Here is a 26,818-nt window from a genome sequence, read left to right as displayed (position 1 = left end):
CCCATGATGGCGATGACGATTGCTGATATGATGAAGGCTTGCTGAGAGGTGATATGGGTGAGGATTCTTGGAGGCATGATGCGCCCTTATGATGCAGGTTGGTTTGAGATATTTAAGGGTTTACTGGTTTCGTCTGTAGCCATACTCTCTACTGGTTGCTGGCTTTTTATTGGTACCCTGTACTTCTACTGGATTCATCGGCCAAATGCTTTGAATACGAATGAGTGGTTGTTTATAATCAGTCTCGACCAAATTTTATCCATAAAAAAAAGCCTCACTGTGAAGTGAGGCTTTTTGCGCTTTTTCAAGCCATATTTGGAGCGGGAAAAGAGATTCGAACTCTCGACCCCAACCTTGGCAAGGTTATGCTCTACCACTGAGCTATTCCCGCTGATTATCGAATTGTAGTGTTGTTAACAACAACTCCGTCTCGATAGGCTGGCTATTCTATCAAAATTCCTGAGTGTGTCAACACCTTTTTTCATATTTATTTCTAATATTTTCACTTTAAGTCTCTATTTCTAGAGAGTCTACCTATAAGTAATTGATTTTATAATAACTATCTCATTTAATAAAATCATCATTATTTTTTACTAATGATGAAAATATTATGTACCGTCATCATGAACTATGTTTAATCGCGTCTATGACCCTCAGCCAAACTGCTATTTTCGGAGTGCATCGCTACGTTATTCTATAAATAAACCTTAAAAATATTTTCCACTCTAATACATACGATAACTGTCAAAAATCAAGGTGTTCGATACAAACCAACCAAGTAGAGATAATACGTATAGCAAAGTTGATACAGTAGCAGAGCAAGCAATGTTTGATGATATTCCACTTACAATCATACGTTATGTTGTTACTGTTTCTACATTGGTTTTAGGCTATTAACATTATTATACTTATGGGCAATGCCAGTTCGGGTAGAATTTTACTATTAAGACAGATAAATCGAGTAATAAGTGCTGGCCACATACTAGCCAAGAATTATCATTTGACCTATTTTATAGATATATACTTTGTACAACTTTTACTTTTATCATTTACAGCGAGGATATTTTTATGAAAAAGCTACTGACCACTACCGTGATGGCAGTGTCACTGTCCACACTGACTTTAGCAGGCTGTACTAGCACGACCAACACGGGTGCCGTTGGTGTCAACCGTCAGCAGCTGCTATTAGTTTCTAGTGAGCAAGTCCTTCAGTTATCAGCGGAAAGCTATGCGAATACGCTGAAAGAAGCCAAATCAAAGGGCGTACTGGACAAAAATACAGCTCAGCTTAATCGTCTAAAGATTATTGCTAATCGTTTAATCGGCCAAGTTGGTACCTACCGTACAGATGCGGCAGCGTGGGACTGGGAAGTGCATACTATCCAATCTGATGAACTGAATGCTTTTGTTGTACCTGGTGGTAAGATTATGTTTTATTCAGGTATTATCGACCGCTTGAGCCTAACTGACGATGAGATTGCAGCGATTATGGGACATGAAATGTCACATGCGCTACGTGAACACTCACGTGAGCGTCTGTCGCGTGAATATGCGACGCAAACAAGTATTGGTGTGGCTGCCAGTATATTTGGCTTATCACAAGGACAGGCTGAGTTAGCAGGTACTGCTGGCAATTTAGGTTTGAGCCTACCCCATAGTCGTACTCAAGAGTCTGAAGCTGACCAAATTGGTCTTGAGCTGATGGCACGTGCAGGCTACAACCCACAGGCAGCGGTCAGCTTATGGCAAAAAATGCAGAAAGCAAGCGAAGGTGAGCCACCACAATTCTTAAGCACTCACCCATCTAGTAGCAATCGTATTTCTCAACTACAATCATTGATGCCTAAAGTAATGCCGTTGTATCAGCAAGCTCGTCGTTAGTCAGAACTTATTTGTAAATATCACGCTTTGAGTCCATATTTATAGATTATAAGAGCAGAGTTCACATTAAGTATTGTGCTCTGCTCTTTTCATTTTTAATCAGCAAAGATAGTAATTATTAAGCTTGGCAATTGAGCGTATCGCAATTAAGTGCTTTATCACTGATGACTATATTTTTTAGCCATATGAATGGCGAGTAAGAGCGATTGATTTGTCTACGGAGTTTAAGAGCACGCAGTTTAGATAATTGCGTCTGCTATAATGTACAAAATATATTATCTACACATTGCTAAATATTATTGAAAAAAATACTGTTAAGCAAAACATATGGAAGGATTGTTATGACAACTACACCCACTGCTGATGCACTTAATGCGGAGCTACAATCTTTACAGCCACAACATTTAGAACTATTAAATGAGTCAATGAATCATGCTGGTTATTTCGATGGTAAAGAAAGCCACTTTAAGCTCACTGTTGTCAGTGACGCTTTTGAAGGCAAGCGCTTGGTCGCACGACATCAGCTTGTATATGGATTGGTTCATGCACTATTGACCTCACAAGGTGGTCAAGTACATGCTCTAGCTATTCATGCTTATACTCCCGTTGAGTGGCAAGGCCAAAGCCCTGATAGCCCGTTATGCGCTGGACAAAACAAAGCTTAGAATGTTGTTGTTTAGATCACATGTTTTCATATAATAATTGAATACTATAAACAAGCTGACCAATGCAAATTTAAGGAAAACCATATTCAATGAAACATTTACATATGCTAATGGCATTACTGATCATTGTGGTATTTATATACCAGAGTTATTTAGTATTAAGCTCTAATAGACGAGCGCCACGTGCGGTGAAGATAGCGTCTCATATTCTCTATGCGCTCATTATCGTATCAGGCGCAGTGATGCTCATGCAGCTAATGAGTGTCAACGCCCCTGTCCAATGGGCATTCGCCAAAATAATTTTGCTCTTCACTGCTATTAGCGCTAGTGTAAAAGCATTCAAGAATCATGCAACACCTGCCCAAAGAAAAGCGGGTATTGTCATTGCGGGTATCGCGTATTTTGGTATTGTAGTACTGGCCTTTACAAAGCCTGGCAATTTATTTTGATCCGTCTGCCGTATTAAAGTTGCACATATAGCAAACATAATAAGAGGCAAAATATTGGATAATCGATGGACTTTCAATATCTTAATCACATTATTTTTGCTATCTTGAATACATACAAAGACAATAATTCAGCCTAATGGAGCCACCATGAAAACTCTTACTACAGCGACGTTACTAGCCACAGCTGGTATTTTGGGGCTCTCAGGCTGTGCTTCTACAGGTAATGTCACACCGCAGTATGTGCCGCCAAGCACCTATCAAAACTACGATTGCCAAGCACTCAGCCAAGAATATACTCGTGTTAATCGCTATGCAGACGCAGCACGTAACGAGCAGTCAAGCTTATCTGCCTCAGGTGTGGGTGTTGGAATTTCTGCAGGGCGTTGGGGTATCTCTCCTAACATCAGCTTTGGTCTTGGCAAAAGCAACAGTACTCAAGCACGCGATGCCAAGTTATCACGGCTCTATGGCGAGAGTGATGCCATAGTACAATCTGCACGTATTCAACGTTGTAGCTTCGTCAACGGTATCAAGATTTATGGTGAGTAGCATCTAAATAAGATGAGCTATATTCGATAGCTTCGAGTGTCCATAGTGTTAGACAGTTGTAGTGATTAAAAAAAAGCCAATACGTTGATCGCGTATTGGCTTTTTTATGACTAATTATCACGACTATAAACTTATCTGAAGCTTAAGCGCTCAAGCTTCGCACCCACTGGGCGATTTGGTCGCTAGGCAGCGCGCCTGACTGCCGCGCGATTTCTTTACCGCCTCTAAAAGCAACCATGGTCGGCAAGCTGCGGATATTATAAGGGGCTGCTGCTTGCTCATATTTATCTGTTTGTATCTTTGCAAAAACTACCTGCGGCAATTGACTGGCGGCCACTTTGAATTGCGGCGCCATCATAATACAAGGCTGACACCAACTTGCCCAAAAATCAACGATGGTCAACACATCATTCTTTTGAATGAATTTGCTGACCGTTTGCGCGTTCAACTCGTGAGGGCTTGCCGTCAGTAGTGGCTGACCACATTTACCACATTTTGGTTCAGCACTTAATCTGACTGCTGGTACGCGGTTGGTCGCATGACAATGTGGGCATACTAAATGAAAACTTTGTTCGCTCATAATTTGATTCCTATTCTAATTATTCTATTGTCTTAACAGTTCGTCTTGTATAGATTGATTATACAAGCAAATTTATTATAATTATTCATGGACATTTTCTATACCACTTGCGCTGCCACACCACTATACACATAACTCATTGGTCGTGGACCTGGCAAGTATGCTTCGCTTAACTCATCGATGACAAAACCACCTGCTCTAATTAGCGCTGGAATATCACGATCTAGATGACACCCTCCCGCCATAGGTTTCCAAAAAGGCGTCAATCGATGCTGCCAACGCTCAACAGAAAGATCTGGCGCTAAGCCATGCTCACAAAATAACAAGCGACCATCAGGTTTTAGCACTCGTGCCATTTCTTGAAGTGCCGATACCGGATCATTGATGCTACATAAAGTAAAGGTCATCACAATCGTATCAAATCGATCCGTATCAGCGTGAATGCCTTGGACATCCACTGCTATCACTTCAACTGGAATGCTAATGTCACTCGCCCGCTTACGTGCGAGCGTCTGCATCTGCGCCGCTGGGTCGATACCAATAATAGAAGTGACTCGTTTGGCATCATAATACTGTAGATTCAAACCGCTACCAATCCCAACTTCGAGTACTTCACCTAGCGCTTGAGGAACAATTTTAGACCGCGCTTTCATCACATTACCTGCGCTACAAGCGACATCGATTAGCTTGGGCAATACATAACGTTCGTAAGGGTTCATTGCTATCTCCAGTTATTACCGACCTTAGCGCTTGCAGGTATTCATACCAAGCATGCTGTACAACGGACAGAAGCGTGATAGTCCTGTTAGCAAAGGCACCAAGCCTATCATGCCCCACCAACTTCCATAATACATACCTAATCCGATAATCACCACGCCAGCAATAATACGTAATAACCGTTCAGTACTTCCAATATTCATTTTCATGGCTGTATCCTTTATGGTTTAATTATTAGGTAACAATGGTCAATCATGGCGCGGTGTGGTTTACTCACCGAGCGCATTAATCGGTATCTTTAGATAGCGGATGCCATTGTCTTCTGGTTTTGGAAAGTGACCCGCATCGATATTAACTTGTACCGAAGGAATAATTAGACGCGGCATATCAAGCGTAGCATCACGGCGCTCACGCATTTCTACAAATTCTGCTTCATTAATACCCTCTTTCACATGGATATTACCCAATTTTTGCGCTGCCACGGTAGTGGTTGGACAGTGTTTGCGGCCCTTGCTTGGATAGTCATGACATAGATACATCATCGTATCTTCAGAGAGTGCTAGCAGCCTTTTGATTGAATGATATAAGGTTTTGGCATCCCCACCTGGAAAATCGCAGCGAGCCGTACCCACATCTGGTGCAAACAAGGTATCTCCGACGAAGACCACTGTTTTTTCATTATCAGCAGCAACATACGCCATGTCAGCTCGCGTGTGACCTGGTACATACATAACCGTAATGGTGATATCGCCAAGCGCCAATGTCTCACCATCATCTGTCAAAATATCGAATTGACTGGCATCGGTGCGAAAACTGGTATCGAAATTAAAGATTTGCTTAAATATTTTTTGTACTTCGGTGATATGCTGACCTATGACTAGCTGACCACCTAGCAACTCTTTGACGTGGGCAGCACCGGAGATATGATCTGCATGGGCATGGGTTTCTATAATATAAACCAGCTTCCAACCATGCTCACGGACAAACTCAATCACCTCATCGACACTCTTAGTGCCAGTACGTCCTGACTTGGCATCAAAATCTAATACCGGATCAATGATGGCACACACTTGCTTCTGAACATCTGCCAGTACATGAGTATAGGTCTCTGTATCGCTATGTAAGAATGAATGGACTTGCATGGCTGCCTCTTTGCATTTTTATGAATATTTTAGTTTTTTATAGATTCTTAAGTATAATATGCGCTTGGTTCTCATATCTGCAGCGCCATATTAATTGACTATGCATACTAACATAGCAACCACTATACATTTTATCAATTTATATAATGTAAATAAATATAACTTGATAAAACTTGTAATATAATTGATAATCAATTACGTTTACTCGTAGTACTATTTATATTCTATATAAGGAGCTCGCTCTGAATACTTCAGCACTGAGCACATCTACAGCGAATACTGATGGCAATATGTCATACAGTGACGCAGATTTTGCCCCTCAAGATCTTGCCACACAAATGAAACAAGCCTCGATGCAGGCCAGCCAGTTGTTAAAGTCACTCTCGCATCCTGATCGCCTGTTACTGCTATGTCAGCTGACTCAAGGAGAGTATTGCGTCAGTGAACTGGAAAGCTTAGTCGGTGTTGGCCAACCAAGCTTGTCACAGCAACTCGGTATTTTGCGCAAAGATGGGCTGGTCTCGACACGCCGTGAAGGTAAGCAAATTTACTATAGCATCGTCAGCGAAGATGCTTTAGCCGTACTAGAACTACTTTATCAACGCTTTTGCGCCAAAACAGGCGTATAGCTTGCACGCTAGATGATAATTGCTTTTTTATTCTGACGAGGTATTGTTATGCCTTCTATTGCCACTCATCTAATTCCTGCTTGGCTGCGTCAATATAAGCTGTCTGCGCTGCCGACTGACGTCATCGCAGGATTGGTCGTTGGTGTGCTCGTGATTCCACAAAGCTTAGGCTATGCGGTGCTAGCAGGGCTGCCCCCTGTATATGGCCTATACGCCGCTATCGTACCTGTCATGGTCTATGCATGGATAGGCTCAAGTAATATTCAAGCGGTGGGGCCTGTCGCTATCACTGCGATTATGACGGCCAGTAGTCTGCATCCTTATGTTGCAGAAGGCTCTCAACAGTATGTGTTGATGGCTAGCTTGTTATCATTGATGGTTGGGGCGATGTTATCGCTAGCTGGTTGGCTGAAGCTTGGTTGGATCATGCAGTTTATCAGTCGCGGGGTTTCTGCTGGTTTTATCAGTGGTGCTGCGGTGCTTATCTTTGTCAGTCAGCTGAAATACTTAACGGCTATTCCCATAGCGGGAAATGGCTTATTTGGCTATTTATCCAGTATGCAACTGTATGCTCGTCAGCTGCATCCGCTCACCTTACTTATTGGTGTGATCGCTTTTGCTCTTTTGGTTGCCAACCGCTATGCAAGTAAATGGGTATGGCAATCTTGGTTACCATCTACGTATGCTAAATGGGCAGAGCGTTTGTTTCCGCTTATCCTACTCAGTATTGCGATTGTCATGAGTATGAGCTTACACTGGACCACAAGCGGTGTGGCAACGATTGGTAATATTCCGCAAGGGCTACCGACCTTTACCTTTCCCTATGTACCCAACTTCGATGTCGCCCTCAACTTATTACCTAGCGCAGGGCTAATGGCGCTGATTGTGTTTGTCTCAAGCAGTTCAGTCGCTAGCAATTATGCCCGTCTACGCGGTGAAAGCTTTAACGCCAATCGTGAGCTGACTGGACTTGGCTTTGCCAATATTGCAGGTGGGTTCTTTCAAAGCTTTGCAGTCGCTGGCGGATTTTCTCGCACTGCTATCAATGCTGACTCAGGTGCCAAAACGCCTGTTGCCAGCTTGGTAACGGTGCTGGTTATGATTGCAGCCTTGATCGCTTTTGGTAGTGCATTATCACCCCTGCCCTATGCGATATTAGGCGCGACCATCATGGCCTCTATTATCAGCCTCATTGATATCACGACATTGAAGTCAGCATGGCAACGTGACCGTCTAGATGCTGCTAGCTTTATGGCGGCATTTGTAGGTGTGCTGATATTTGGTCTAAATACAGGCCTAGTCATTGGTCTTATGGTGTCTTTTGCTAGCCTGATTTGGCAATCGAGCAAACCACATGTGGCTATCGTCGGACAGCTAGCCGGTACGGGGCACTTTCGCAATATCAATCGTCATGATGTGCTGACGTTTAGTCACTTATTGATGCTACGTGTCGATGAAAGCTTGTTTTTTGGTAATAGTGAATCCGTACACCGCCGCGTGATACATGCCACCCAACAATACCCTCAAGCGTACGAGATTGTCCTTATCATGTCAGCCGTCAATCACATTGATTTGACTGGACAAGAGATGCTCATCAGCTTAAATAAAGAGCTACTAATTCAGGATAAGCACTTAAATTTCAGCTTTATCAAAGGGCCGGTCATGGATATCATTGAGCAAACACCTGTGATCACCGACCTCTCAGGACACGTTTATTTGAGTACGATGGATGCAGTAGATGCGCTAAAGGATATATGAACCAACGCTTATAGGCTAAATCAATGACCATTATTGTCTGTGGCAAGATATAGCTATGATAAAAGCTGTGTTATGCTAGTCATTAAACATATTATAGAGAGACGGCACCTAGCCATACTTCTATCTTCAAATGCCTTTTTATACCCGTAACCGAAGCGACTTATGACCGATAACATCACTATCTATAAGCAAATCTATCCAAGCCAATGTCTCAAAATTGCTGAGCTTGGCTACCGCTCTGTGCTCAATATTCGTCCTGATGCTGAGACAGAAACGCAGCCGAATAGCTGTGACTTTGCCAGTGCCACTGCAAACGCTAATTTAACCTATCATCATCTGCCGTTTGATGATGAGCGCTTGAGCATGCTGACTGTCGAACAGTTTGCTGATTTTTATCACTCTATGCCCAAACCTATACTTATGTTCTGTGGTACTGGTGCACGCGCCAAACTGCTTTATCAAAGTGCCTTAATGCAAGGTCTGCTATAAAATCGTTGAATTTATAAAGACTGTTACGATGTTTACATAGCTCATCTTTAGAATTTTGCGCATTCAGCTTAGGCTTAGTACAGTCATTAAAGACCAAACACTTCATTCTCTCATATAAAAAATAACAAGGAGCTCCTATGAGCCATCAAGTTAGTTTTACTGGACAAATCACCCCTGACCAAGTACCGATGATTGCTGAAAACGGTTTCAAAACCATCATCAATAACCGTCCAGATGGTGAAGAACCAAATCAACCGACCAGCGCTGATATTGAAGCCGCTGCGAAAGAAGCAGGACTTGCTTATAAAGAAATTTCTTTTGCAGGTAATGAGCTAAATCAAACCCACGTCGAAACGTTTGCGGACTTTTTTAATCAAGCTGAACAGCCAATGTTGATATTCTGCCGTACGGGTAACCGCTCAAACGGTATCTATGAAGCAGCCAAGCAAATGGATTTGTTAGACGATTAATTCGTTGATTGATGCATTAAGACAATCATCATAGATCATTAATACTTGCGCCCATCCAACATTTGGATGGGCGTTTTCTGTTATAGCTATCATTAATAATGAGCTTGCTATTGCTCCTATACTAATAGAATATCGTACTAATAAGATTGTAGTGCTGAGAATATAATTAAATGCTACTTATAAAACTTAATAGGAAACCGTTATGAGACATTCACAAAGACCTCTACTCATTATTGGTAATAAAAACTATTCGTCATGGTCATTGCGGGCTTGGTTATTGCTAAAGGCATTCGACATTGATTTTGATGAGCATCTGATCGAGTTGCTTCATCCGTCATCTAAGCAAATTCTTGACGAGCACGCGCCAACGGGCAAAGTGCCCGTTTTAGTATATGGTCAAGGTGATGATAAGGTGACGGTATGGGATACTTTAGCGATTGCCATTCATGCCAATGATTACCTGACAGATATAGATATTTGGACGGGGTTGAGCAAATCTGACGCTGACACTACTGATGATAATAGCCACAGAATAAATAGCGCCTATTGCCAGAGTATCGTTGCTGAGATGCATTCAGGGCTGATGGGTATTCGTAGTGAGATGCCGATGAATATCAGAGCCACGGCGAAAATACAGCCAAGTGCTGCATGTTTGAGTGACATCGCTCGTATAGAAGATATCTTTGCAGATTGTTTAAAAAGTCGCTCAACAGACAGCTATCTGTTTGGTCAATTTACGGCTGCCGATGCGTTTTTTGCCCCTGTGGTTCTACGCTTGCAGACTTATGCGGATGCCTCAAGCGTAAAGTTAAAACCAATGACCAAGCAGTACTGCGAGGCAATGCTAAACAACCCTCATATACAAGCGTGGCGAAATGCTGCGCTTACAGAAACTCGCATCATTGAAGAAGATGAAGCGGGCCAGATAGTCTCATTGGTTGGTGCATTAGCGGAGTAAAACTGAATCGAACCCACATCAAACTTTAGGTGAAAGGTTTACTAAATTTTTAATAACACTTAAGATGATAGAGACACAAGGAATGTGATCTATTTAGAAAGTCATTTTAATATGGCTTTTAATTCAACAAGGAATGTTTTATGAGCGGTACTGCTCTGGCTTTACTCCCACTGGCTCTTGCCTACATTATGTTTACCTTAGGAACAGGGCTAAAACCCAGTGACTTTAAGGTTATCGTCAATTACCCCAAAGCTTTTTTTGTAGGCCTCGTCAATCAAGTTATTTTCGTGCCTTTGATTGCTTTGGCAGTGATTTTAGTAATGGCACCACCACCAGAAATCGCTTTTGGCATTATGCTGATTAGCTTTTGTCCAGGCGGCGTCACGAGCAACATGCTCACCTATTATGCCAAAGGCAATGTCGCGCTGTCAGTCGCCCTCACTGGCGTGGTCAGCCTATTATCTGTCATTACCTTGCCTATTCTAATCACCTTAGCTTTTAACCACTTTATGCAAGACCAAACGGGCTCTATTAGCGCGGTAAAGATTGGCGCTGTCATGTTTCTCTTGACAACGTTACCGGTTACCCTTGGTATGCTCGCTCGCTATAAATTCACCGATTTTATGGTACGTAGGAGCAGTGTTTTAAATGGCTTGGCCAGTATCTTTTTCATATTGATAGTCTTCGCTGCCATCGCTTCTAACTGGGAGCTGCTAAAGTCACAGTTGACATCAATGGGGCTTGAGCTTGTCCTTATCATTATGGCTTTATTTATATTTAGTATTTTGACTTCTAAATTATTAAAGCTGAGCTGGTTTGATACCAAAACCATCTCTATAGAGACGAGCATTCAGAACAGTACGACTGCGATTACTTTAGCACCTATCATTATGGGAACAGCTGTTGGCCTGCCTGCCATCGCTTTGCCTGCGGCGGTATATGGTGTGTTGATGTATGTGATTGCGCTACCAGTTATTGCGTTGATTCGGAATAAGAACTGATTTTAGTGAACATAAAAAAACCACCTCAAAAGAGGTGGCTTCTTAGGCTAACTTTAGTACTTTACAGTTTCTATCTAAACAGCTTATTGCATGACTAAATATTCAAACGCTGACAGTGCTGCTTTACTACCCTCACCCATCGCAATGTTGATCTGTTTAAAAGGAACAGTCGTTACATCACCACAAGCAAAGATACCTTTGCGATCCGTACGGCAGCGCTCATCAATCTCAATCTCACCGAAACGGTTCAAATCAACAAAACCTTTGATAAATCCAGTATTCGGTACTAAGCCAATTTGTACAAACACCGCTGCCAAATCTAACTCTTTGGTGTCACCCGAGTTGCGGTCTTCATAAACAATAGAGCTAACTTTACCGTCTGTGGCTTTAATTTCTTTGGTCGCCGCGCTGGTAATGATGTCAATATTGGCTTTTTCTTTGGCCTTGTTGATGAGCACCTGATCCGCTTTTAAGTCGTCAGCAAACTCGAATACCGTGACATGTTTCACGATACCTGATAAATCAATCGCGGCTTCAATACCAGAGTTACCACCACCAACGACCGATACATCTTTACCTTTGAAGAAAGGTCCATCACAGTGAGCACAGAACGCTACGCCTTTACCGATGTTCTCATCTTCGCCCGGTACGCCAAGCTTACGCCATTGAGCACCTGTCGCTAGGATAATACTACGAGTCTCAAACATCTCACCAGTATTCAGATGGATACGGTAGTTCTCATCTTCAGTTTCACTGATTTCTTTCACGCTCACGTGTTCTTTTAGCGTGATGTTGTATTCGTGCAGATGCTTAACAAAGTTGTTTGATAAGTCAGTACCGTTCGTTAATGGTACCGAAATCAAGTTTTCGATGTCTTGCGTGTCTTTGACCTGACCACCGATACGATCAGCAACCATAGTTACTTTTAGGCCTTTGCGAGCGGTATAAATAGCTGCCGCCACACCTGCAGGACCAGCACCGATGATAGTAACGTCTTGCTGCTCTAGTTGCTCAGCATCGTCTTCTACTTCTGACAATAAATCAGGGAACTGCTCTTGCAATTTTCCGATCAATTTAGCAGTGTCAATCAAACCATTAGCAAATGGCTTACCGTTTAAAAATACCGCTGGTACACCTTGGATATTGTTCGCTTCTACCTGCTCTTGGAACAATGCACCGTCGATCATCTCATTGCTGATGTCATCATTGAGTAGCGCAAATTGGTTTAACGCTTGGACCACTTCTGGGCAGCTATGGCACGACAGAGATACATAGGTTTGGAACTGTAAGGGCTTATTAAAACGCTTGATTAACTTCTGGATACCTTCATCCAATTTTAGCGTATGACCGCCCGCTTGCAAGATAGCCAAAATAAGCGAGGTAAATTCATGACCACCTGGAATACCGCTAAAGACGATACCCGTATCTGTCAATACGCCATCGATATGGCCAACTACTTTAAAACTGATTGGGCTTGGCAAACTGTCATCATTCGCTGTCGCATCAAAATTGATTTTATCCGTCGTACCAGCAATTTTAGTCAAAAAATCAATCAATTCGGCACGCTTACTATGCTCACCGCTACCCAATACAAAAGTAATAGGACGAGTCATGTTTTCACTGTAGCTCTTAATCGCGTCTAATAAACCTTGATCTATCATGTTTGTTCCTCTTCATTACTGGATATGTAACGGCAACTGTTATGTTGCGCGTTCAAATAGGGATTATTTAGTATTAATAATGTTGTCTAAAATATTATAGGCAATAAGCTTATGCCCTTTGATGTCTCTATTATCATAGGTTTGAAGGATTTGGGCAAGCTGAGAAACTCAAACCTTATGTTTTATAAAACCAATCGTAGATCATTATTTAAAATTAAATATTAATCCATATGCAGATTAATTATCATAGTATAGAGGTTGTTTTTTCGCTACAATCAAGTAAGGCCGATAAGAAAAATTCTTATTTGTCTCGTAACAGATTGGCTTTTTCATAGGTTTATCATGAGGCCTCTCTGCTGGTATTAAGCCTTATCAATATTGAGTGAGCGTTTTGGCTTAATAAAAATCAAGTCTCAAAATCATAACGACAATGCGCGGATGCTTATTGTTAGCTTGCGCTTCATAACAAGGATGAACACATGAGAAAGACTGATACTTTGCAAGACAACCGAGATGTTATTACTGAACTTAGGCAAAAAGACAGCCATTTTGCCAATATTTTTGATGAGCATACTCAGCTTGATCAACAGATTAATCATCTGGAAAAAGATTTGGTAAAGCATGCTAGCCGTGATGAAGAAATAGAACAAATGAAGCGGCGAAAGCTGCAACTAAAAGATGAGATTTATAAAATAATCGATAAAAACAAACTACAATCTCATGCTTAATACATCATTTATGATTACGCAATAAAAACTCTGATTAGTAAACGACATAAAAAGACCCCATCAACTTATGCTGATGGGGTCTTTATTCATAACACTGATATAACCAATAGCTTTATATACAACACTACAAATATCTAAATAATTTGACTGATTAAGCCATTACTTAGATTTTACCAACAAGATCAAGACTTGGTTTTAGCGTTTCTTGACCAGCTTCCCAAGCTGCTGGGCAAACTTCGCCATCGTTTTCACGAACGTACTGTGCTGCTTTCACTTTACGTAGCATGTCTTTTGCACTACGACCGATACCGCCAGCATGGATTTCAGCAACCTGAATCAAGCCATCTGGATCTACTAGGAACGTACCACGTTCAGCTAGACCAGCTTCTTCGATCATAACGTTGAAGCCACGGGTGATTTTACCAGTAGGATCGCCGATCATTGGATACTGTACTTTACCGATTGCATCTGAAGAATCATGCCATGCTTTGTGCGTGAAATGAGTGTCAGTTGATACTGAGTATACTTCTACGCCTAGGCCTTTTAGCTCGTCATAATGAGCTGCCATGTCTTCAAGTTCAGTTGGGCAAACAAAAGTAAAATCGGCTGGGTAGAATAAGAAAATAGCCCAGTTGCCTTTTACGTCTTCTGAAGTGATAGTTTTGAACTCACCGTTTACGTACGCATCTGCTGAAAATTCTGGGATTTCTTGATTGATGATAGACGCCATGATTGGCTCCTTTATAGTTAAGTTAATTGGAGTTTATTGGTATGAATGTTTCTGTTAAGCCTTTAGTACTTTGGGCTACCTGACAGACTATACGCGAATTCTATCGTTAATCCAGTTAAAAGTTTTTAATGTGATGTTTTGTTTTATTAAACTTGTTAAACTATTATCTCTATTTTTTATCATCAGTGCGTGATACGTCATTGACTATATAACACATAGATTACATTAAGGTGACACCAAGGTCAGATATCGAACGGATACACCAAATAAGTCACCACAGTGTACCTTGTTAAAAGCCCATTAATAGAGAGGTTTTATGATTACTTTACGTCAGCTTGAGTTTGCCTTAGCAGTGGCCAAACACCGTCATTTTAAACGTGCAGCGGAAGACTGTAACATCTCTCAGTCTGCGCTGAGCTTGGGTATTGCCGAGTTAGAAAAGCAGTTGGATACACAGATTTTTGAGCGTAACAATAAGCAAGTATTGATTACCCCTATTGGCGAAGACATTCTAACGCGGGCGCAGCGAGTATTTTCTGAGGTTAGTGATTTGACCACACGTGCCCACAGCCATCAATCACCGCTTGCATATCCGATGACCGTCGGCATCATTCCAACGATTGCGCCGTACCTGCTACCGAAAGTATTGCCTGCCCTGCGAGCTCACCATCCAGAGTTTCGCATGACCATCGTTGAGCAACAGACAGAGCGCTTGCTAGAGCAAGTACGTTACGGTCATATCGACACTGCTATTATTGCATTACCTTATGCGGTAGATGGACTACATAGCTTTGAGTTTTGGAGCGAGGATTTCTTTGCTGTATTCCCAAAAGAAGACGTGCATGCCAAGCTTGAAACCATCAATGCAGATGAGCTAGCAACTGCCAATCTCATGCTGCTGGGCGAAGGGCATTGCTTGACCGACCAGACGCTCTCTGTCTGTCATTTTGATCGTGCACAGATGAAATCAAGTTTCTCAGATGCCAGTTTGAACACACTTATTCAAATGGCACTTGCCAATATGGGCACAACGTTAGTACCAGAGATGGCATTAGATCAACTTCATCTACAAAACCAAAATGCCGTTGCGGTACCATTAGCTGAGCAAGGCCCTCATCGCCATATTGCCTTTGTCACCCGTCTGAATTACGCCCGTGTCGATGATGTCAATCTGCTTGGCAAAGTATTCAAGCAAGCTTTTGAAGATGCGGCCAATAAAGTATAAATGGTAGGTTATAAAGGATGAATATGAACGAGTTGTCGCAAATGAACACTGAGCTAGGCAATCGTTTCTATGTTCATCTATCTGCTATTAACAGGGATGTCACGCCAAAAGAAGCACAAGCACTCTGGCAAGATATCGCTGTGCGTTATAACGAAGAACAACGCGCCTATCATACCCTGCACCATATTCAGCAATTATTTGGACAGTTCGAACAGATTAAACCCCACTTTAACGAGCCAGATATTATCGCATTAGCAATGTATTATCATGATGTGATATATGAGCCGACACGCTCAGACAATGAGCTAAAAAGTGCAGAATTTGCAGTAGAAGTGTTAGGGCATTATTTAGACGCTGATCAATGCCGACATATATATGCCCTGATTATGATGACTGCTAGCCATGAAATTGACAAGATTGATGAATGGTCAGACATAGCTAAAGAGAAAAACAGCTATAGCGATGCAGCGTATTTATTGGATATCGATTTAAGTATTTTGGGTACCTCGTGGTCGGCATATGAGAAATATGCCAAAGCGGTACGCCAAGAATACCTGCATGTTCCGATAGCAGATTATTGCGCCGGACGAATGGCCGTCTTAAAAGGGTTATTAGCACATCCCAAACTCTATCTGACTGACTATTACTATGAGCAGTTAGAAGCGCAAGCTCGGGATAATATCAAGCGTGAGATTAACTCACTACTTCACGCGCAGCTTAACGAATAGCTCACTACCCTGCCGTGCAGAATGCGAGTTATAGCTCGGCTCCATTACTTCGATATCGAAAAGACTTTCAAAACGCTGTTGGTATTCTTCTTTCGTGCCACCGAATGGTGGTTCTTGTCGCCCAAAATCTCTATCAAATAGCAGACCGATCAGCTTACCTTTAGGTTTTAGCAACGCAGCCATTTGCTCGACATACTCATCACGGCGTGCTGGATTTATCGCACAAAAAAATGTCTGCTCAAGTACCCAATCAAACTGATGTTGCTCAGGCGATAAACCAAAGAAATCTGCGCAGATTAAATGCTCAGCTGGAAAGTCGGGATAACGCTCAGCAAATGCTTCAATCGGAGCAGGTGCAAAATCAACCAAGGTAACATTGGTAAAACCTTGCTCATGCAGATAACCTACTTCGTATGCATTGCCCGCACCCGGTACTAAAATCGTCTGACCTTTCGCAGCCTCAGGTAACTGATCAATATAAGCTTTGAGCGGTGGTGATACCTCTCCCATGTCCCAACCGATACGGTCTTGCTCATAACGCTGCTGCCAAAAATCAGCCTGATTGACATTGTTCATAGAATATCCTTATCCACCTGACTCTATCATAAACTCTAAATTTCATTTAAACGGTACAAAATACACCGTTATAATTTAGCATGTTTGGCTTATTAACGTTACAGATATTGAAGATTAGATTTAATCTAGCTTTCCCGTTTTACCTGCCAGCATATTATGCCAATGCTGATAATCTGGCATCGCTGTCGCTACAGTCTGCCAAAATGCAGAACTATGATTGGCATGATGCAAATGACACAGCTCGTGGACGATGACATATTCGGTGCATTCAATGGGATAAGCGGGAAGGTAGACAGATAACCAGACCCGACGCACACGCGTATTGCAGCTGCCCCAGCGTGTATGCATTTTTTTTAGGCGGACTTCATTGGCACGGGCACCAACGATGGGTTGCCATTTGTCAAACAAAGAAGGGATAACGTCGGAGAGCTGTTGCCGATAATAGGCGATTGTGTCATCAGGGCTGAGTGTAAAGGACTGTGCTATCCCCCATAATAACAGCGGGCTATTGGCAGTTGAGGACTCAGTTAAGGTGTGCTGTTTACGCTTATATTGTTCCAATACTTGTGCATGGTTAGCCACTGCCCATGATACGCGCTGAGCAATGGCCTGTGCAATCTGTGCTGTACTCATAGATACTGGTACAGACACCATCAACAGATAAGGCTTTAGACGAAAATTGATATTTTTGACACGTTTTTTAGTAACCTGTAGCTCAATGCCTGCTTGTGCCAGTTGTTGCTTAGCGAGTATTGATATCGATGTCGTATCCTGTGTCGCCATCGTTATCCCCTGCCTCTCTCACTTATCACAACAATGCCTGCAAGTGATTATCAAAAGACATTTTGTGTCGCTGACTGTCTTGAATAATTCGATCAGCTAACGCCATTCTCTCATCTCGTTTTTCATCTGTTTGGTTTGCTGCTTGTGTTGATGGAGCCACATTCAAAGTTGTCAGTTGCCCTTGCCCATCGCTAACGATAAAACCTAGTAGTTGATTGTCTGATAACTGCGCATTATACCCGTTAGACTCGTTATAACTATCACGAGAAGATACCGATGCCCCTGCACAATCTGGCAAACTTACTGTATCAATCAGCGCACGAGTGGTTAAATCATAAATAGCCGCACATCCACCAATAGGCGTCGTTACGCATAATAGATTGCGCTCACTGTCGACCGCCACACTGGCGATATATTGATGAAAGCGTTGCCATTGATTATTCGGCATCGTAAGCGGCTCAAAATCAGTATCGCCGCGCTTATGTGTGAGCACTAATGGCACATTAATATGCCTCTCACCTTGGAACTGGATACCAATCATCACCGTACCATCGTCATGCATGGCTAAATGGCGTACGCTCATCTGATTGTGTTCAGGAATGACCTGTTCAAGCAATGTGCCGTCATGACGGTTCAGATACACCAACGATGGTCGCATGGTATCTAAATTTAGCTCTTCACGAGAAGCTTGCTCAGTCTTAATACCACCATTCGCGATAACGAGCGTCTCACCATCTGGATGCATAATCAGCTCATGTGGACCGATGCCATGTGAGTCAAACTCTGCAATTTTTTGATAGCCTTGATTGATATCATAGATACCAACTTTACCTGCTAAATCAACCGTATTGTTTTCGGTGACATACAGCAACGTGCCGTCCAAACTGTAGCAAGCATGACCATAAAAATGACGATCGACAGATGCTTCGATAGCATACTTTACTTGACCAGTTGCCGTGTCCAACACCCAAAACTTTTCACTGGGACGGCGACCCATGACGACGACATCACGAGTTACTTGGCTACTAGAGTCAGCTAAAGATGGCTGAACGACAATATCATGTACACGCTCTGGCATCGTCGTCTGCCAAACAATTTGGCGATCTGCATCGATGCCGACCACCCCATAGCCATCGACGCTTTCCTCATCGCTCGTTAAAACGGCTGACTGTGGCATTGATGCGACACCGCTCACCCAACATACGGGTCGTACCAGCATGGTAGTAGTATGGGCTGCTGAAAAATCTGCAACCACGTCAGCACTATTAATATGACTATCAACATGACTATTAACACAACTATCGCCATCATAATCCATGCTCGATGAGTAGCTTTGATAAGCCTTATGCCAAGCATTCGTGGTCTGCTGATAGGCGTACTGTAGCCTTGATAGTTGTTGCGTAGCGGCTGACTGGGGTGACGTCAGTAATGATAGCTGTGATGACACCTTTAACGACAGTGACTGAAGTTGTGTTCCCACTCCTATTGCATAGTCTTGCAAACGCGCAGATGGATAACGCTGCTTACGGTAGCGATGATGTATTCCAACCAACGCTGCCGTACTAAGCACTGTCAGTGCCGACGTTTTCAGCACTTCCGGCTTAAAGCATCTATCCAAAAGACCTAAACGCTTGATACCGTTTGTTTCAGTAGCGTCTATTTCGGTAGTATCTTTTACTGTATCACCCTGTGTCTGCATAGCTTAATCACCATCTGTGCTATTAAATCCGACACGAATACCGAGTGTGGGAATCAATTGACGTTTAATCAGGCGTGTTATCGTCGTTAGATGGTCATACAACGCTTGCTGCGAGTCTTTATCTGCCGTCGCCAAATCCTCTGGCATTTGCGCCAATAGCGTGGTGGTTTCAGCCAGTTCGGTTGATAAATTATTACCCACTTCGCTGTCGTTATTACTGTTTAGTATTTCGGTCAATACTGGATCAGTCAGCACTTTATTCAATGTCGCAAGCTTCGCATTAATAATCGCGCGACTTTGTGCGGCAGTAGCAGCAGGTAGATGACCTTTCGCTTTACCAGTTAGACCCAATGGTTGATCGATGGCGTTAGACTTCATGGTTTCGACCAACGATAGCAAAGAGTTGAACCATTGATTCAGTCCTTGGTCGCTATCAGATACTTTATCGATTGCCAATAACTGCGTTGAATTCTGCTGCCAGTTTTTCTCAATCTCTTTTAGGCGTGTGCTCAACGCACTGCTTGCACTGATGACATAAGCACATTGACCAGCGTCTAAACTGTCATTCGCATATAGTGCTTCTTCTAGCCCTGGGACACCTTGGACAATCGCACTTTCGTTAGCGAGTTGCTCAGCGGTCAGCTGCGGGTTGGCAGTGATGAGATCTGCAACGCCACTATGTACCAAGCCACGTTCGTCAGGATAGTAATTGATATATAGATTACTCATGCTGGCAGTCGCAGGACCAAAGTTAATCATCTCAGCGCCCGCCCATGCTTGTGCTAAAACGAGCCATTGATCGCGCAGCGCTTGTAGTTCCTCACCACTGACTGGTCCTGACTGGCAATGCGTTTGTGCCAAATCATGCAGTAGGTCGCTTTGTTTGGCCACATCAGCATATGCTGGAATGACAATATCATTGGCCACATGGGTCAGATAAGCGGTTTCGGTATCGGTACTGATGTCTACTGCATTAATTTTAGCAGTAATATCACCATTCTCTTCTGCTGGGCTGCTAGCAGCAGCGCTGTCTTGCGCAACTTCTTGGCTGTCCGTCTCTGGTGCTTTATTGTCATCAGCAGGCTTAACACAGCTGATTAGCAATCCAGCGCTTAATGCAGATAACGCCATTGCCAAAGCATGGTTTATTTTCATAGGTTTCTCGGTATTTATATGAGTAATTATTTCAATCGTTGTATCTGTAATAGGGCAGATTGTATTATTAACATCTGCCCTATTTAGGTATTAAATGTAAATAAACAACCGCGCTTTTATAATGATTTTAAGAACGCATTCAATTCAGCACGCCCTTGTTTATCAAGTTTAAGCACTTCTTTCTGTTGTTTTTCAGACTCTCCACCATGCCATAGAACGGCTTCCATCAAGGTGCGAGCACGACCATCATGCAAGAACGTTGCTTGTGGATCCACAATCTGAGCAAGACCCACACCCCATAACGCAGGGGTACGCCACTCATAAGAATTGGCCAAAAATTCAACTTGCGCCTCTTTTGGTGGTAGCTTGCCAGCAATCGTACGATCAGCAAGATCATCACCCATATCATGTATCAGCAGATCCGTATAAGGATAAATCACTTGTCCATGCTGCTCAAGACGATCATCGTCGGTTTTTGGCAACTGATATCTTGGTGTATGACAGCTCTGGCAGCCAATGTCATAGAAGCGTTTTTTGCCAGCCAAGACCAATTCATCATCCGCATCACGACGATTTGGAACCGCTAGGTTACGAGTATAAAACTCTACAAACTTTGCCACGTCATCATTAACTTCAACAGGTGGTTTACCGTTACCTTGCTCATCAGCACCCGTCGTCGCATTCAGACAAGCGGTTTGCGTCGGCATACAAGACTCATTAGGGCGGATATTTGACGTTAGCCCCATGTCTTCATTAAAGGCACTTTGGTTTTGGGTAATCAGCTTGGTTTGTCCCGCTTTCCAACCAAAACGTCCGAGTGCATTTTTACCCGTTTGCGGATCCATAACCCAGTTGAATTTTCCGCTAATATCACCTTTTGACTTCATAGCTTGATTCTTGATAGCCTCATCTGGAATCTGCTCCAGTAGCCCAAGCCCAATCATAGGTAGAGCCACACGCGGTGATACCATCAATTCATCATCTAATTTACCGTAACCAGGTTGGGTTAGGTTAAAAGTAGGTGCACGTAACGTTTCGACGTAGCCATCAGCGAAAGTGACTGGCTTATCTGTCCACTGTACAGATATCCTAGCTTCAGCAGGCACACCTTGGATGCCACGATCCTGAAGCTGACCACCATACATGGGATGCACTACTTTTTCGATCAAAGAATCCCGTAACTGTTGACGCTGCTCATCAGTCGTCGCAGGCATAGCCAGACGAATGAGCAAGCTATCGGCATCATCATCGGCGTTCATAGGCGCATGACCACGCCCGTCTTTTACATGACAGGACTGACAAGCAGCAACATTAAATAATGCGCCCAGACCATCACGACTGTCTGTACTAGCAGGTGCGATGACCCACGGCTGCTTAAAGAACGCATTACCAATAAAAAACGAGCCTTTACGTGATGCCGTCAGATTGGATGAAGGCTTCGAGTAACTCTCTGCACTACTAATACTGATACCAGTATCACCGCCCTGTTTGATCTCTTGTGGGTCAAAACTTGCTAACTGCTGCATTGGCACGCCAGCGAGCGTTTCTATCGTCTCCATACGCTCAGGAACGACTGCCTGGTTTTCACCACTTTCGACTTCAGCTTGTTCATTAACATTAGCATCAGCGCCATCAGACGTACTGTCATTCGGCTGACAAGCACTGAGAGACAGCGCACAGAAGATACCAATTGTCAGTTTTGACGGTACATTTTTATTGATAAAAGAAGAATAAAATGAGGCAGGTTTTTTGACTTTTGAGACGTTTGCGGTGTTCATAGAATTTGCGGTGTTCATAGAAAAGGTACCTTAGTTCTAGCATAGAACCATTAAAATCGCGGGCTATAAAGTTCTTCACTTTTAGTCGATAAGGCACAGCTAGACACCGACCTCTCAAGCTATTTTAATACGGCAAAAAAACACGTTGCCAACTTGGTCGACAACGTGCGTATTATACCTAAATTATTTTGCTAGGAAAATAATTCTCATTAGGGCGCATCCTCATTTTAAAAATGGTAATAAAAATGAGATAAATTGCAGTCAAACAAGGAAAATAGCGCAAATAATATCGAGATATTAGTCAGCTATTTGACGCTGTTTGGCAAGATTTAGCCATTTTTAACCCATTTAGATAACTATCGATTGAATTGAGGACATGCCCTAGCTTATAGCGACTTATCAGGCATTATAAACAAATACAGTTGGGCTTTTGGCATACTGAGAATGTATAGCTCTCAACTTAAAATTGCGAACCTGCATCAGCGTCTAAATTATCGATACCAACTGCTTTTGCAGCATTTTCGATACCAACAGTCAGCTCTTGTAAGCTAGTGATACCAGCCTCAACCCATCCACGGCGAACGTTTTGTTCTTCAGCAGAGATACCTTGCTTGCTTACTTGACCTGCAGTAGCAATCATTTGATCAATTTTGATACCTTCTTTTTCGCCTTTTTCAACAATCACGTTAAAGGCAGCTTCTACTTTAGCAAAATCTGTAACCAATTGATCAGCAGCTGCTTTGTTATCAGTATCAACGAGGTAGTCTTTTAGGCCATAACCGCCAACCGTTTTACCAGCGACTGTCTTGTAGTTACCGTTAAAGACATTTTGAATGCCGCGAGCATTATTGGCATAGCTTAGATGTGTTAAGTCACTGAAGCACTCATGCTCATCTTCGGTAGAGCCAGTAACAAACGCAACCTGCATACGCTCAGAGGCAAGCTCGCCCAATGCTAGACTGCCCATTTGATACATAATCTGGCGTAGGCCATTGTCATATTTACGTGCCATCAGATCGCTACGCAGGGTGTTTTCGCTCTCAGGCTGCCACTCGGCTTCCATCGCGGTTAGATCGTCTACTAGTAACTGCGTAGCAGATGTTAAAAACTCGCCGCGACGCTCACATATACTAGCATCATCATTGACAGTATCACCACTGGTACATTGACCTGCTTCTGTTGCATAATCAGTCACAGGGCGATTACCAGCACCTTCGTTAACGCCATTGGTATCTTGACCCCATAGCATGAATTCGATGGCATGGTAGCCAGTCGTCACATTGGCTTCACTACCACCAATCTCATTCATCTCTGCTAACAGCTCAGGCGTAATAGTGCTGGTATCTTGATTGATGCTACCAACCGTAATAGTATCGCTATTGATGATGTTGTCTTGACTGTTGTACTCGCCTTCATAGCTGTCACTGACATAATCAATCAATGCTTCGTCAAGTGGCCAAGCGTTCATTTGTCCTTCCCAACCATCGATGCTACCAATAGCACGTTTGTCGTTTGCAGTCACAAAACCTTCATCAAAACGGAAAATCTCAGTTTGTGAGTACGGTTGGCGGGCAGCTTTATAAGCAGCTTTTGCTGCATCAAGGTTTTCTTGAGTTGGTGTTGCCACGTATGCTTCTACTGCAGTTTGCAACAATTTAGCCGTATCTAACGAGTCTTTGTATGCAGCGTGTGCCATGTTTGCATAACTGCTGATCAGTCTGTCATTGTGCGCTTTATCAGCAGCTGACAACTCTGTACTGTCAGTAGCTTCTGCGTTTTGCACCTCTGTTTGCGTATCCGCACTAGTATCAGTATTTTCTTCGGTTTGCTTGGTACAACCTGACACCAATAACAACCCTGCAAGCGCAGCAGCTAAAGTAGTTGGTAAAGTCTTGCGGCTCATTACGGTAGTAATCGTCATACATATCCTCAAAATATAGCAAAAAATTGGTTTTGATGAACAAGCATCAATGATATTAGTGTGTGTTGCCGCAAAACATTCTAACCAAGCACGTGAGCTATTTGTTGTGCAAGGTAAGAGAAATAGAATTACAACATTAAAAAACTTTACAAAGTATAGTAGTATTGATAATCATTATCAATATTTAATTTTGAACTGGCCTTCTACTAGCTTTCTAATTAACTAAAAAAGCAGTCATATTAAAAGTACTATTCAAGCGCCTGTCTACTATGTTGATTTTCTGCTATCAATGCTTCCTGGTCTAAAAAACAAATAATCAAATTTAACTCACAAAAAAAGACCAGCTTATCGCTGATCTTTTTTATGAATAATCCTAATACTTATAAAGATTATTTAAACAATCATTATATCGGACTATTAATTAGTTTACGCTCTGTGGAGCGTTAACAGTTAACTCAACACGGCGGTTTTGTTGACGACCATAGTCAGTGCTGTTATCGGCTACTGGACGTGACTCACCATAAGCAACAACATTAACACGGTTAGAAGCAACACCGCGAGCCGTTAGATAGTTAGCAACTGAGTAAGCACGATCACGTGACAGACCCATGTTGTAAGAATCTGAACCTTGGCTATCAGTGTGACCTGCGATAGTAATCGTGTTTTGATTATACTGGTTCATGGTAGTAGCAAGTTTATCAAGCGTTGGCTTGAAAGATGAGCTAAGAGTCGCATTATCAAAAGAGAATGTGATGCTACCTGGCATTACTAGATCGATGTTGCCTGTCGTTGGATTCTGTTCAACAGTTACACCAGTACCAGCCATTTGTTGCTCAAGCTGCTTAGCTTGACGCTCCATATAATAACCAACACCAGCACCTAAAGCTGCGCCGATAGCTGCATCACGACCAGTTTTATCGCCACCAGTTGCCTTAGAAATTGCTGCACCACCAACGGCACCAGCTAAGCTACCAATAGCTGTTTTATTCAGACGTTGTTGTCCGTCAGCAGTAGTAGTACAACCGCTAAGAACTAGACCTGATGCTACCGCTGCAATCATTAATGTATTACGCATAATATTTCCTCTTAAGTTTAAAAAATTGTGCTTTTTATAGATATTGTCTATTAATTGACGCTATGTAGTTACATACACTCTTCATCATTATGGCAATTGCAGTCTAACTATGTGTAATATTTTGTCACAACTGTGTACGAGAAGTGAAGACTAACTTTTCATAATTCTAGCGATCAACATGAGACCTTTTGCTACTGACTATAAGGTGTTATCACAAGTCACGTTTGTATTCGTACACTATGATTTGTTTCTGCTAAAATTATGCTGCAGCAATACTCAGAGCCAAAAATATGAACAACCTTGCTAAATAAACACCCATATTCGTCGGAATTTTAACTTTATTTATCTTTTTAAGCGTATCTGACGAAAGAGTTACTAGTGAAGCACTGAATAATTTATAGACCAATAAGACTGACCTAAAAGGATTAGCATGCGACTGACCTCCACTATTAAAAAAATACACAAACGCACGCCTAAACTAGCAAAAGCGATCTCACTTGCGACGGCAACTGGCGTTATCGCAGCCAATAGCTTCGGCGGTAGTATTCCTCTATGGTTGATGGGCGTTGGAAAGATTATCACTGGTGCTCCTATTGCGGATAAAACCGTGATAAAAATCGCCACTCACTGGATCAGTAGTAATAATGCTTTAATCGACAACATGTTGCCACGTAAAGATTGGCGTATTAACTTACCAGATGATGTTCATATCAATGGCAAATACCTACTGGTCAGCAATCATCAGTCTTGGGTCGATACCAGTATCGTGCAGTACATTAGCGAAAAACGCCTACCGCTGACACGGTTCTTTACCAAGTTTGAATTAATCTATATCCCCATTGTTGGTCAAGCTTTTTACTTTTTAGATTTTCCAATGATGCGTCGACATTCCAAAGAAGCCGTTGCGAAAAACCCTGCATTAAAAGGTAAGGACATCGAAGAAGCCAAACGTGCCTGTGCATTATTAAAAAACAAGCCTTTTACCTTATTAAATTACCTAGAAGGCACGCGCTTCACCAAAGCCAAACAGGCTAAGCAGCAGTCGCCTTATACTCACCTATTAAAACCACGAGCGGGTGGCCTATCATTAGCAATTAACGCACTGGGTGAAGATATCGATGGCATGCTCGATATGACGATTGTTTATCCCGATGGTGTACCGACTTATAGCGATCTATGGAAAGGTAATATTAAGCGCTTGGGCGTCGATGTACGATATATCGAGATACCTGACTCATTATTTGCTGGTATCCAAAACGGTGGCTACGAAAATGATGAGGCAGTAAAGGCGCAGATGTTTGATTGGGTTGAGCAGATATGGCACGAAAAAGACCAACTCATTACCGATATGCTGGCTGATTTTGACACCAACCCTAAAATCCAAGATGCTTCAAACCACTAAAAAAATAAAGGCAAAGTAGTAACCTTATTGAGCGCGTATTAGCGTCATAAGTAATCACTAGTTTTTTAA

At 42.5% G+C, this 26,818-nt stretch carries 28 protein-coding genes and 1 tRNA gene; 14 read left to right on the top strand and 15 right to left on the bottom strand.

The genetic code is table 11. The features are described 5' to 3' along the window. Nucleotides 1–120: 120 nt before the first annotated feature. Nucleotides 121–252, bottom strand: coding sequence for a hypothetical protein (locus tag IPZ60_RS14295; RefSeq protein ID WP_265087467.1), 132 nt, complete (start codon nucleotides 250–252; stop codon nucleotides 121–123). 64 nt (nucleotides 253–316) lie between these two features. Then, nucleotides 317–391, bottom strand: a tRNA-Gly gene (locus IPZ60_RS13225). A 677-nt stretch (nucleotides 392–1,068) separates the two neighbouring features. Between IPZ60_RS13225 and IPZ60_RS13220 the strand changes: the two genes are divergently transcribed. The 4 genes from IPZ60_RS13220 to IPZ60_RS13205 all read left to right on the top strand — a co-directional run bounded on the left by IPZ60_RS13220 (nucleotide 1,069) and on the right by IPZ60_RS13205 (nucleotide 3,544). Beyond that, nucleotides 1,069–1,881 carry a M48 family metallopeptidase gene (locus IPZ60_RS13220; RefSeq protein WP_194198194.1) on the top strand — a complete coding sequence of 271 codons (813 nt, stop codon included), beginning with the start codon at nucleotides 1,069–1,071 and terminating at the stop codon, nucleotides 1,879–1,881. A gap of 341 nt (nucleotides 1,882–2,222) precedes the next feature. Then, a complete protein-coding gene (locus tag IPZ60_RS13215) occupies nucleotides 2,223–2,546 on the top strand; it encodes a BolA family transcriptional regulator (RefSeq protein WP_194198193.1) in 324 nt (107 codons plus the stop codon). 89 nt (nucleotides 2,547–2,635) lie between these two features. Further along, a complete protein-coding gene (locus IPZ60_RS13210; RefSeq protein ID WP_194198192.1) occupies nucleotides 2,636–2,995 on the top strand; it encodes a SirB2 family protein in 360 nt (119 codons plus the stop codon). Nucleotides 2,996–3,142: 147 nt separating this feature from the next. Continuing rightward, the gene (locus IPZ60_RS13205) at nucleotides 3,143–3,544 is read left to right on the top strand and encodes a hypothetical protein (protein WP_194198191.1); all 402 of its coding nucleotides are present in this window, start codon (nucleotides 3,143–3,145) and stop codon (nucleotides 3,542–3,544) included. Between the two features lie 142 nt (nucleotides 3,545–3,686). Here IPZ60_RS13205 and IPZ60_RS13200 read toward each other — a convergent pair whose 3' ends face one another. From IPZ60_RS13200 to IPZ60_RS13185, 4 genes are all read right to left on the bottom strand, one after another. Continuing rightward, the gene (locus IPZ60_RS13200) at nucleotides 3,687–4,124 is read right to left on the bottom strand and encodes a thioredoxin domain-containing protein (protein WP_194198190.1); all 438 of its coding nucleotides are present in this window, start codon (nucleotides 4,122–4,124) and stop codon (nucleotides 3,687–3,689) included. 98 nt (nucleotides 4,125–4,222) lie between these two features. Further along, nucleotides 4,223–4,843, bottom strand: coding sequence for a class I SAM-dependent methyltransferase (locus IPZ60_RS13195; protein ID WP_194198189.1), 621 nt, complete (start codon nucleotides 4,841–4,843; stop codon nucleotides 4,223–4,225). 24 nt (nucleotides 4,844–4,867) lie between these two features. After that, nucleotides 4,868–5,050, bottom strand: a complete 183-nt coding sequence (locus IPZ60_RS13190; protein ID WP_194198188.1) for a DUF2892 domain-containing protein — start codon at nucleotides 5,048–5,050, stop codon at nucleotides 4,868–4,870. Nucleotides 5,051–5,110: 60 nt separating this feature from the next. After that, the gene (locus IPZ60_RS13185) at nucleotides 5,111–5,983 is read right to left on the bottom strand and encodes an MBL fold metallo-hydrolase (RefSeq protein ID WP_194198187.1); all 873 of its coding nucleotides are present in this window, start codon (nucleotides 5,981–5,983) and stop codon (nucleotides 5,111–5,113) included. A gap of 290 nt (nucleotides 5,984–6,273) precedes the next feature. Here IPZ60_RS13185 and IPZ60_RS13180 point away from each other — a divergent pair, with 290 nt between their 5' ends. The 6 genes from IPZ60_RS13180 (at nucleotide 6,274) to IPZ60_RS13155 (ending at nucleotide 11,288) form a co-directional block, all read left to right on the top strand. Further along, on the top strand, nucleotides 6,274–6,612 hold the full coding sequence (locus IPZ60_RS13180; protein WP_227669365.1) for a helix-turn-helix transcriptional regulator: 339 nt from the start codon (nucleotides 6,274–6,276) through the stop codon (nucleotides 6,610–6,612). Between the two features lie 48 nt (nucleotides 6,613–6,660). Continuing rightward, nucleotides 6,661–8,370 carry a SulP family inorganic anion transporter gene (locus IPZ60_RS13175; RefSeq protein ID WP_194198186.1) on the top strand — a complete coding sequence of 570 codons (1,710 nt, stop codon included), beginning with the start codon at nucleotides 6,661–6,663 and terminating at the stop codon, nucleotides 8,368–8,370. A gap of 162 nt (nucleotides 8,371–8,532) precedes the next feature. Next, complete coding sequence (locus IPZ60_RS13170) at nucleotides 8,533–8,859, top strand: beta-lactamase hydrolase domain-containing protein (RefSeq protein WP_110924008.1); 327 nt, start codon at nucleotides 8,533–8,535, stop codon at nucleotides 8,857–8,859. 137 nt (nucleotides 8,860–8,996) lie between these two features. Then, complete coding sequence (locus IPZ60_RS13165; RefSeq protein ID WP_110924009.1) at nucleotides 8,997–9,329, top strand: TIGR01244 family sulfur transferase; 333 nt, start codon at nucleotides 8,997–8,999, stop codon at nucleotides 9,327–9,329. Nucleotides 9,330–9,531: 202 nt separating this feature from the next. Beyond that, entirely contained in the window at nucleotides 9,532–10,287 is a 756-nt protein-coding gene (locus tag IPZ60_RS13160; RefSeq protein WP_194198185.1) for a glutathione S-transferase family protein, read from the top strand. A gap of 140 nt (nucleotides 10,288–10,427) precedes the next feature. Then, nucleotides 10,428–11,288 carry a bile acid:sodium symporter family protein gene (locus IPZ60_RS13155; protein WP_194198184.1) on the top strand — a complete coding sequence of 287 codons (861 nt, stop codon included), beginning with the start codon at nucleotides 10,428–10,430 and terminating at the stop codon, nucleotides 11,286–11,288. Nucleotides 11,289–11,371: 83 nt separating this feature from the next. On the opposite strand, the gene ahpF is transcribed toward IPZ60_RS13155, so the two are convergent. Next, a complete protein-coding gene (gene ahpF / locus IPZ60_RS13150; RefSeq protein ID WP_194198183.1) occupies nucleotides 11,372–12,949 on the bottom strand; it encodes an alkyl hydroperoxide reductase subunit F in 1,578 nt (525 codons plus the stop codon). 479 nt (nucleotides 12,950–13,428) lie between these two features. Here ahpF and IPZ60_RS13145 point away from each other — a divergent pair, with 479 nt between their 5' ends. After that, on the top strand, nucleotides 13,429–13,677 hold the full coding sequence (locus IPZ60_RS13145) for a YdcH family protein (protein ID WP_110924013.1): 249 nt from the start codon (nucleotides 13,429–13,431) through the stop codon (nucleotides 13,675–13,677). Between the two features lie 163 nt (nucleotides 13,678–13,840). Here IPZ60_RS13145 and ahpC read toward each other — a convergent pair whose 3' ends face one another. Continuing rightward, nucleotides 13,841–14,407 carry an alkyl hydroperoxide reductase subunit C gene (gene ahpC, locus IPZ60_RS13140; protein ID WP_110924014.1) on the bottom strand — a complete coding sequence of 189 codons (567 nt, stop codon included), beginning with the start codon at nucleotides 14,405–14,407 and terminating at the stop codon, nucleotides 13,841–13,843. Nucleotides 14,408–14,723: 316 nt separating this feature from the next. Here ahpC and IPZ60_RS13135 point away from each other — a divergent pair, with 316 nt between their 5' ends. After that, nucleotides 14,724–15,632: a hydrogen peroxide-inducible genes activator gene (locus IPZ60_RS13135; RefSeq protein ID WP_194198182.1), complete on the top strand. Its 909-nt coding sequence runs from the start codon at nucleotides 14,724–14,726 to the stop codon at nucleotides 15,630–15,632. Between the two features lie 23 nt (nucleotides 15,633–15,655). Next, a complete protein-coding gene (locus IPZ60_RS13130; RefSeq protein ID WP_194198181.1) occupies nucleotides 15,656–16,360 on the top strand; it encodes a hypothetical protein in 705 nt (234 codons plus the stop codon). Here IPZ60_RS13130 and IPZ60_RS13125 read toward each other — a convergent pair. The 7 genes from IPZ60_RS13125 to IPZ60_RS13095 all read right to left on the bottom strand — a co-directional run bounded on the left by IPZ60_RS13125 (nucleotide 16,334) and on the right by IPZ60_RS13095 (nucleotide 25,347). Continuing rightward, nucleotides 16,334–16,936: a methyltransferase domain-containing protein gene (locus IPZ60_RS13125; RefSeq protein WP_194198180.1), complete on the bottom strand. Its 603-nt coding sequence runs from the start codon at nucleotides 16,934–16,936 to the stop codon at nucleotides 16,334–16,336. The genes IPZ60_RS13130 and IPZ60_RS13125 overlap by 27 nt on opposite strands. 120 nt (nucleotides 16,937–17,056) lie before the next feature. Further along, complete coding sequence (locus IPZ60_RS13120) at nucleotides 17,057–17,719, bottom strand: M48 family metallopeptidase (protein WP_194198179.1); 663 nt, start codon at nucleotides 17,717–17,719, stop codon at nucleotides 17,057–17,059. A 25-nt stretch (nucleotides 17,720–17,744) separates the two neighbouring features. Then, on the bottom strand, nucleotides 17,745–19,418 hold the full coding sequence (locus IPZ60_RS13115) for a DUF1513 domain-containing protein (RefSeq protein WP_194198178.1): 1,674 nt from the start codon (nucleotides 19,416–19,418) through the stop codon (nucleotides 17,745–17,747). Nucleotides 19,419–19,421: 3 nt separating this feature from the next. Further along, on the bottom strand, nucleotides 19,422–20,573 hold the full coding sequence (locus IPZ60_RS13110; protein ID WP_194198177.1) for an imelysin family protein: 1,152 nt from the start codon (nucleotides 20,571–20,573) through the stop codon (nucleotides 19,422–19,424). Between the two features lie 116 nt (nucleotides 20,574–20,689). Continuing rightward, nucleotides 20,690–22,369: a di-heme oxidoredictase family protein gene (locus tag IPZ60_RS13105; protein WP_227669364.1), complete on the bottom strand. Its 1,680-nt coding sequence runs from the start codon at nucleotides 22,367–22,369 to the stop codon at nucleotides 20,690–20,692. A gap of 442 nt (nucleotides 22,370–22,811) precedes the next feature. Continuing rightward, nucleotides 22,812–24,272 (bottom strand): imelysin family protein, encoded by a 1,461-nt coding sequence (locus IPZ60_RS13100; protein ID WP_194198176.1) that lies wholly within the window; start codon nucleotides 24,270–24,272, stop codon nucleotides 22,812–22,814. A gap of 421 nt (nucleotides 24,273–24,693) precedes the next feature. Next, on the bottom strand, nucleotides 24,694–25,347 hold the full coding sequence (locus IPZ60_RS13095) for an OmpA family protein (RefSeq protein WP_194198175.1): 654 nt from the start codon (nucleotides 25,345–25,347) through the stop codon (nucleotides 24,694–24,696). Between the two features lie 430 nt (nucleotides 25,348–25,777). Here IPZ60_RS13095 and IPZ60_RS13090 point away from each other — a divergent pair, with 430 nt between their 5' ends. Next, nucleotides 25,778–26,749 (top strand): acyltransferase, encoded by a 972-nt coding sequence (locus IPZ60_RS13090; protein ID WP_194198174.1) that lies wholly within the window; start codon nucleotides 25,778–25,780, stop codon nucleotides 26,747–26,749. Nucleotides 26,750–26,818: the final 69 nt, after the last annotated feature.

This window comes from Psychrobacter sp. NG25 (assembly GCF_015234355.1).
Classification (GTDB): domain Bacteria; phylum Pseudomonadota; class Gammaproteobacteria; order Pseudomonadales; family Moraxellaceae; genus Psychrobacter.
The sequence above is the reverse complement of the archived record's forward strand: the minus strand, read 5'-3'. Positions and strand labels throughout refer to the sequence as shown.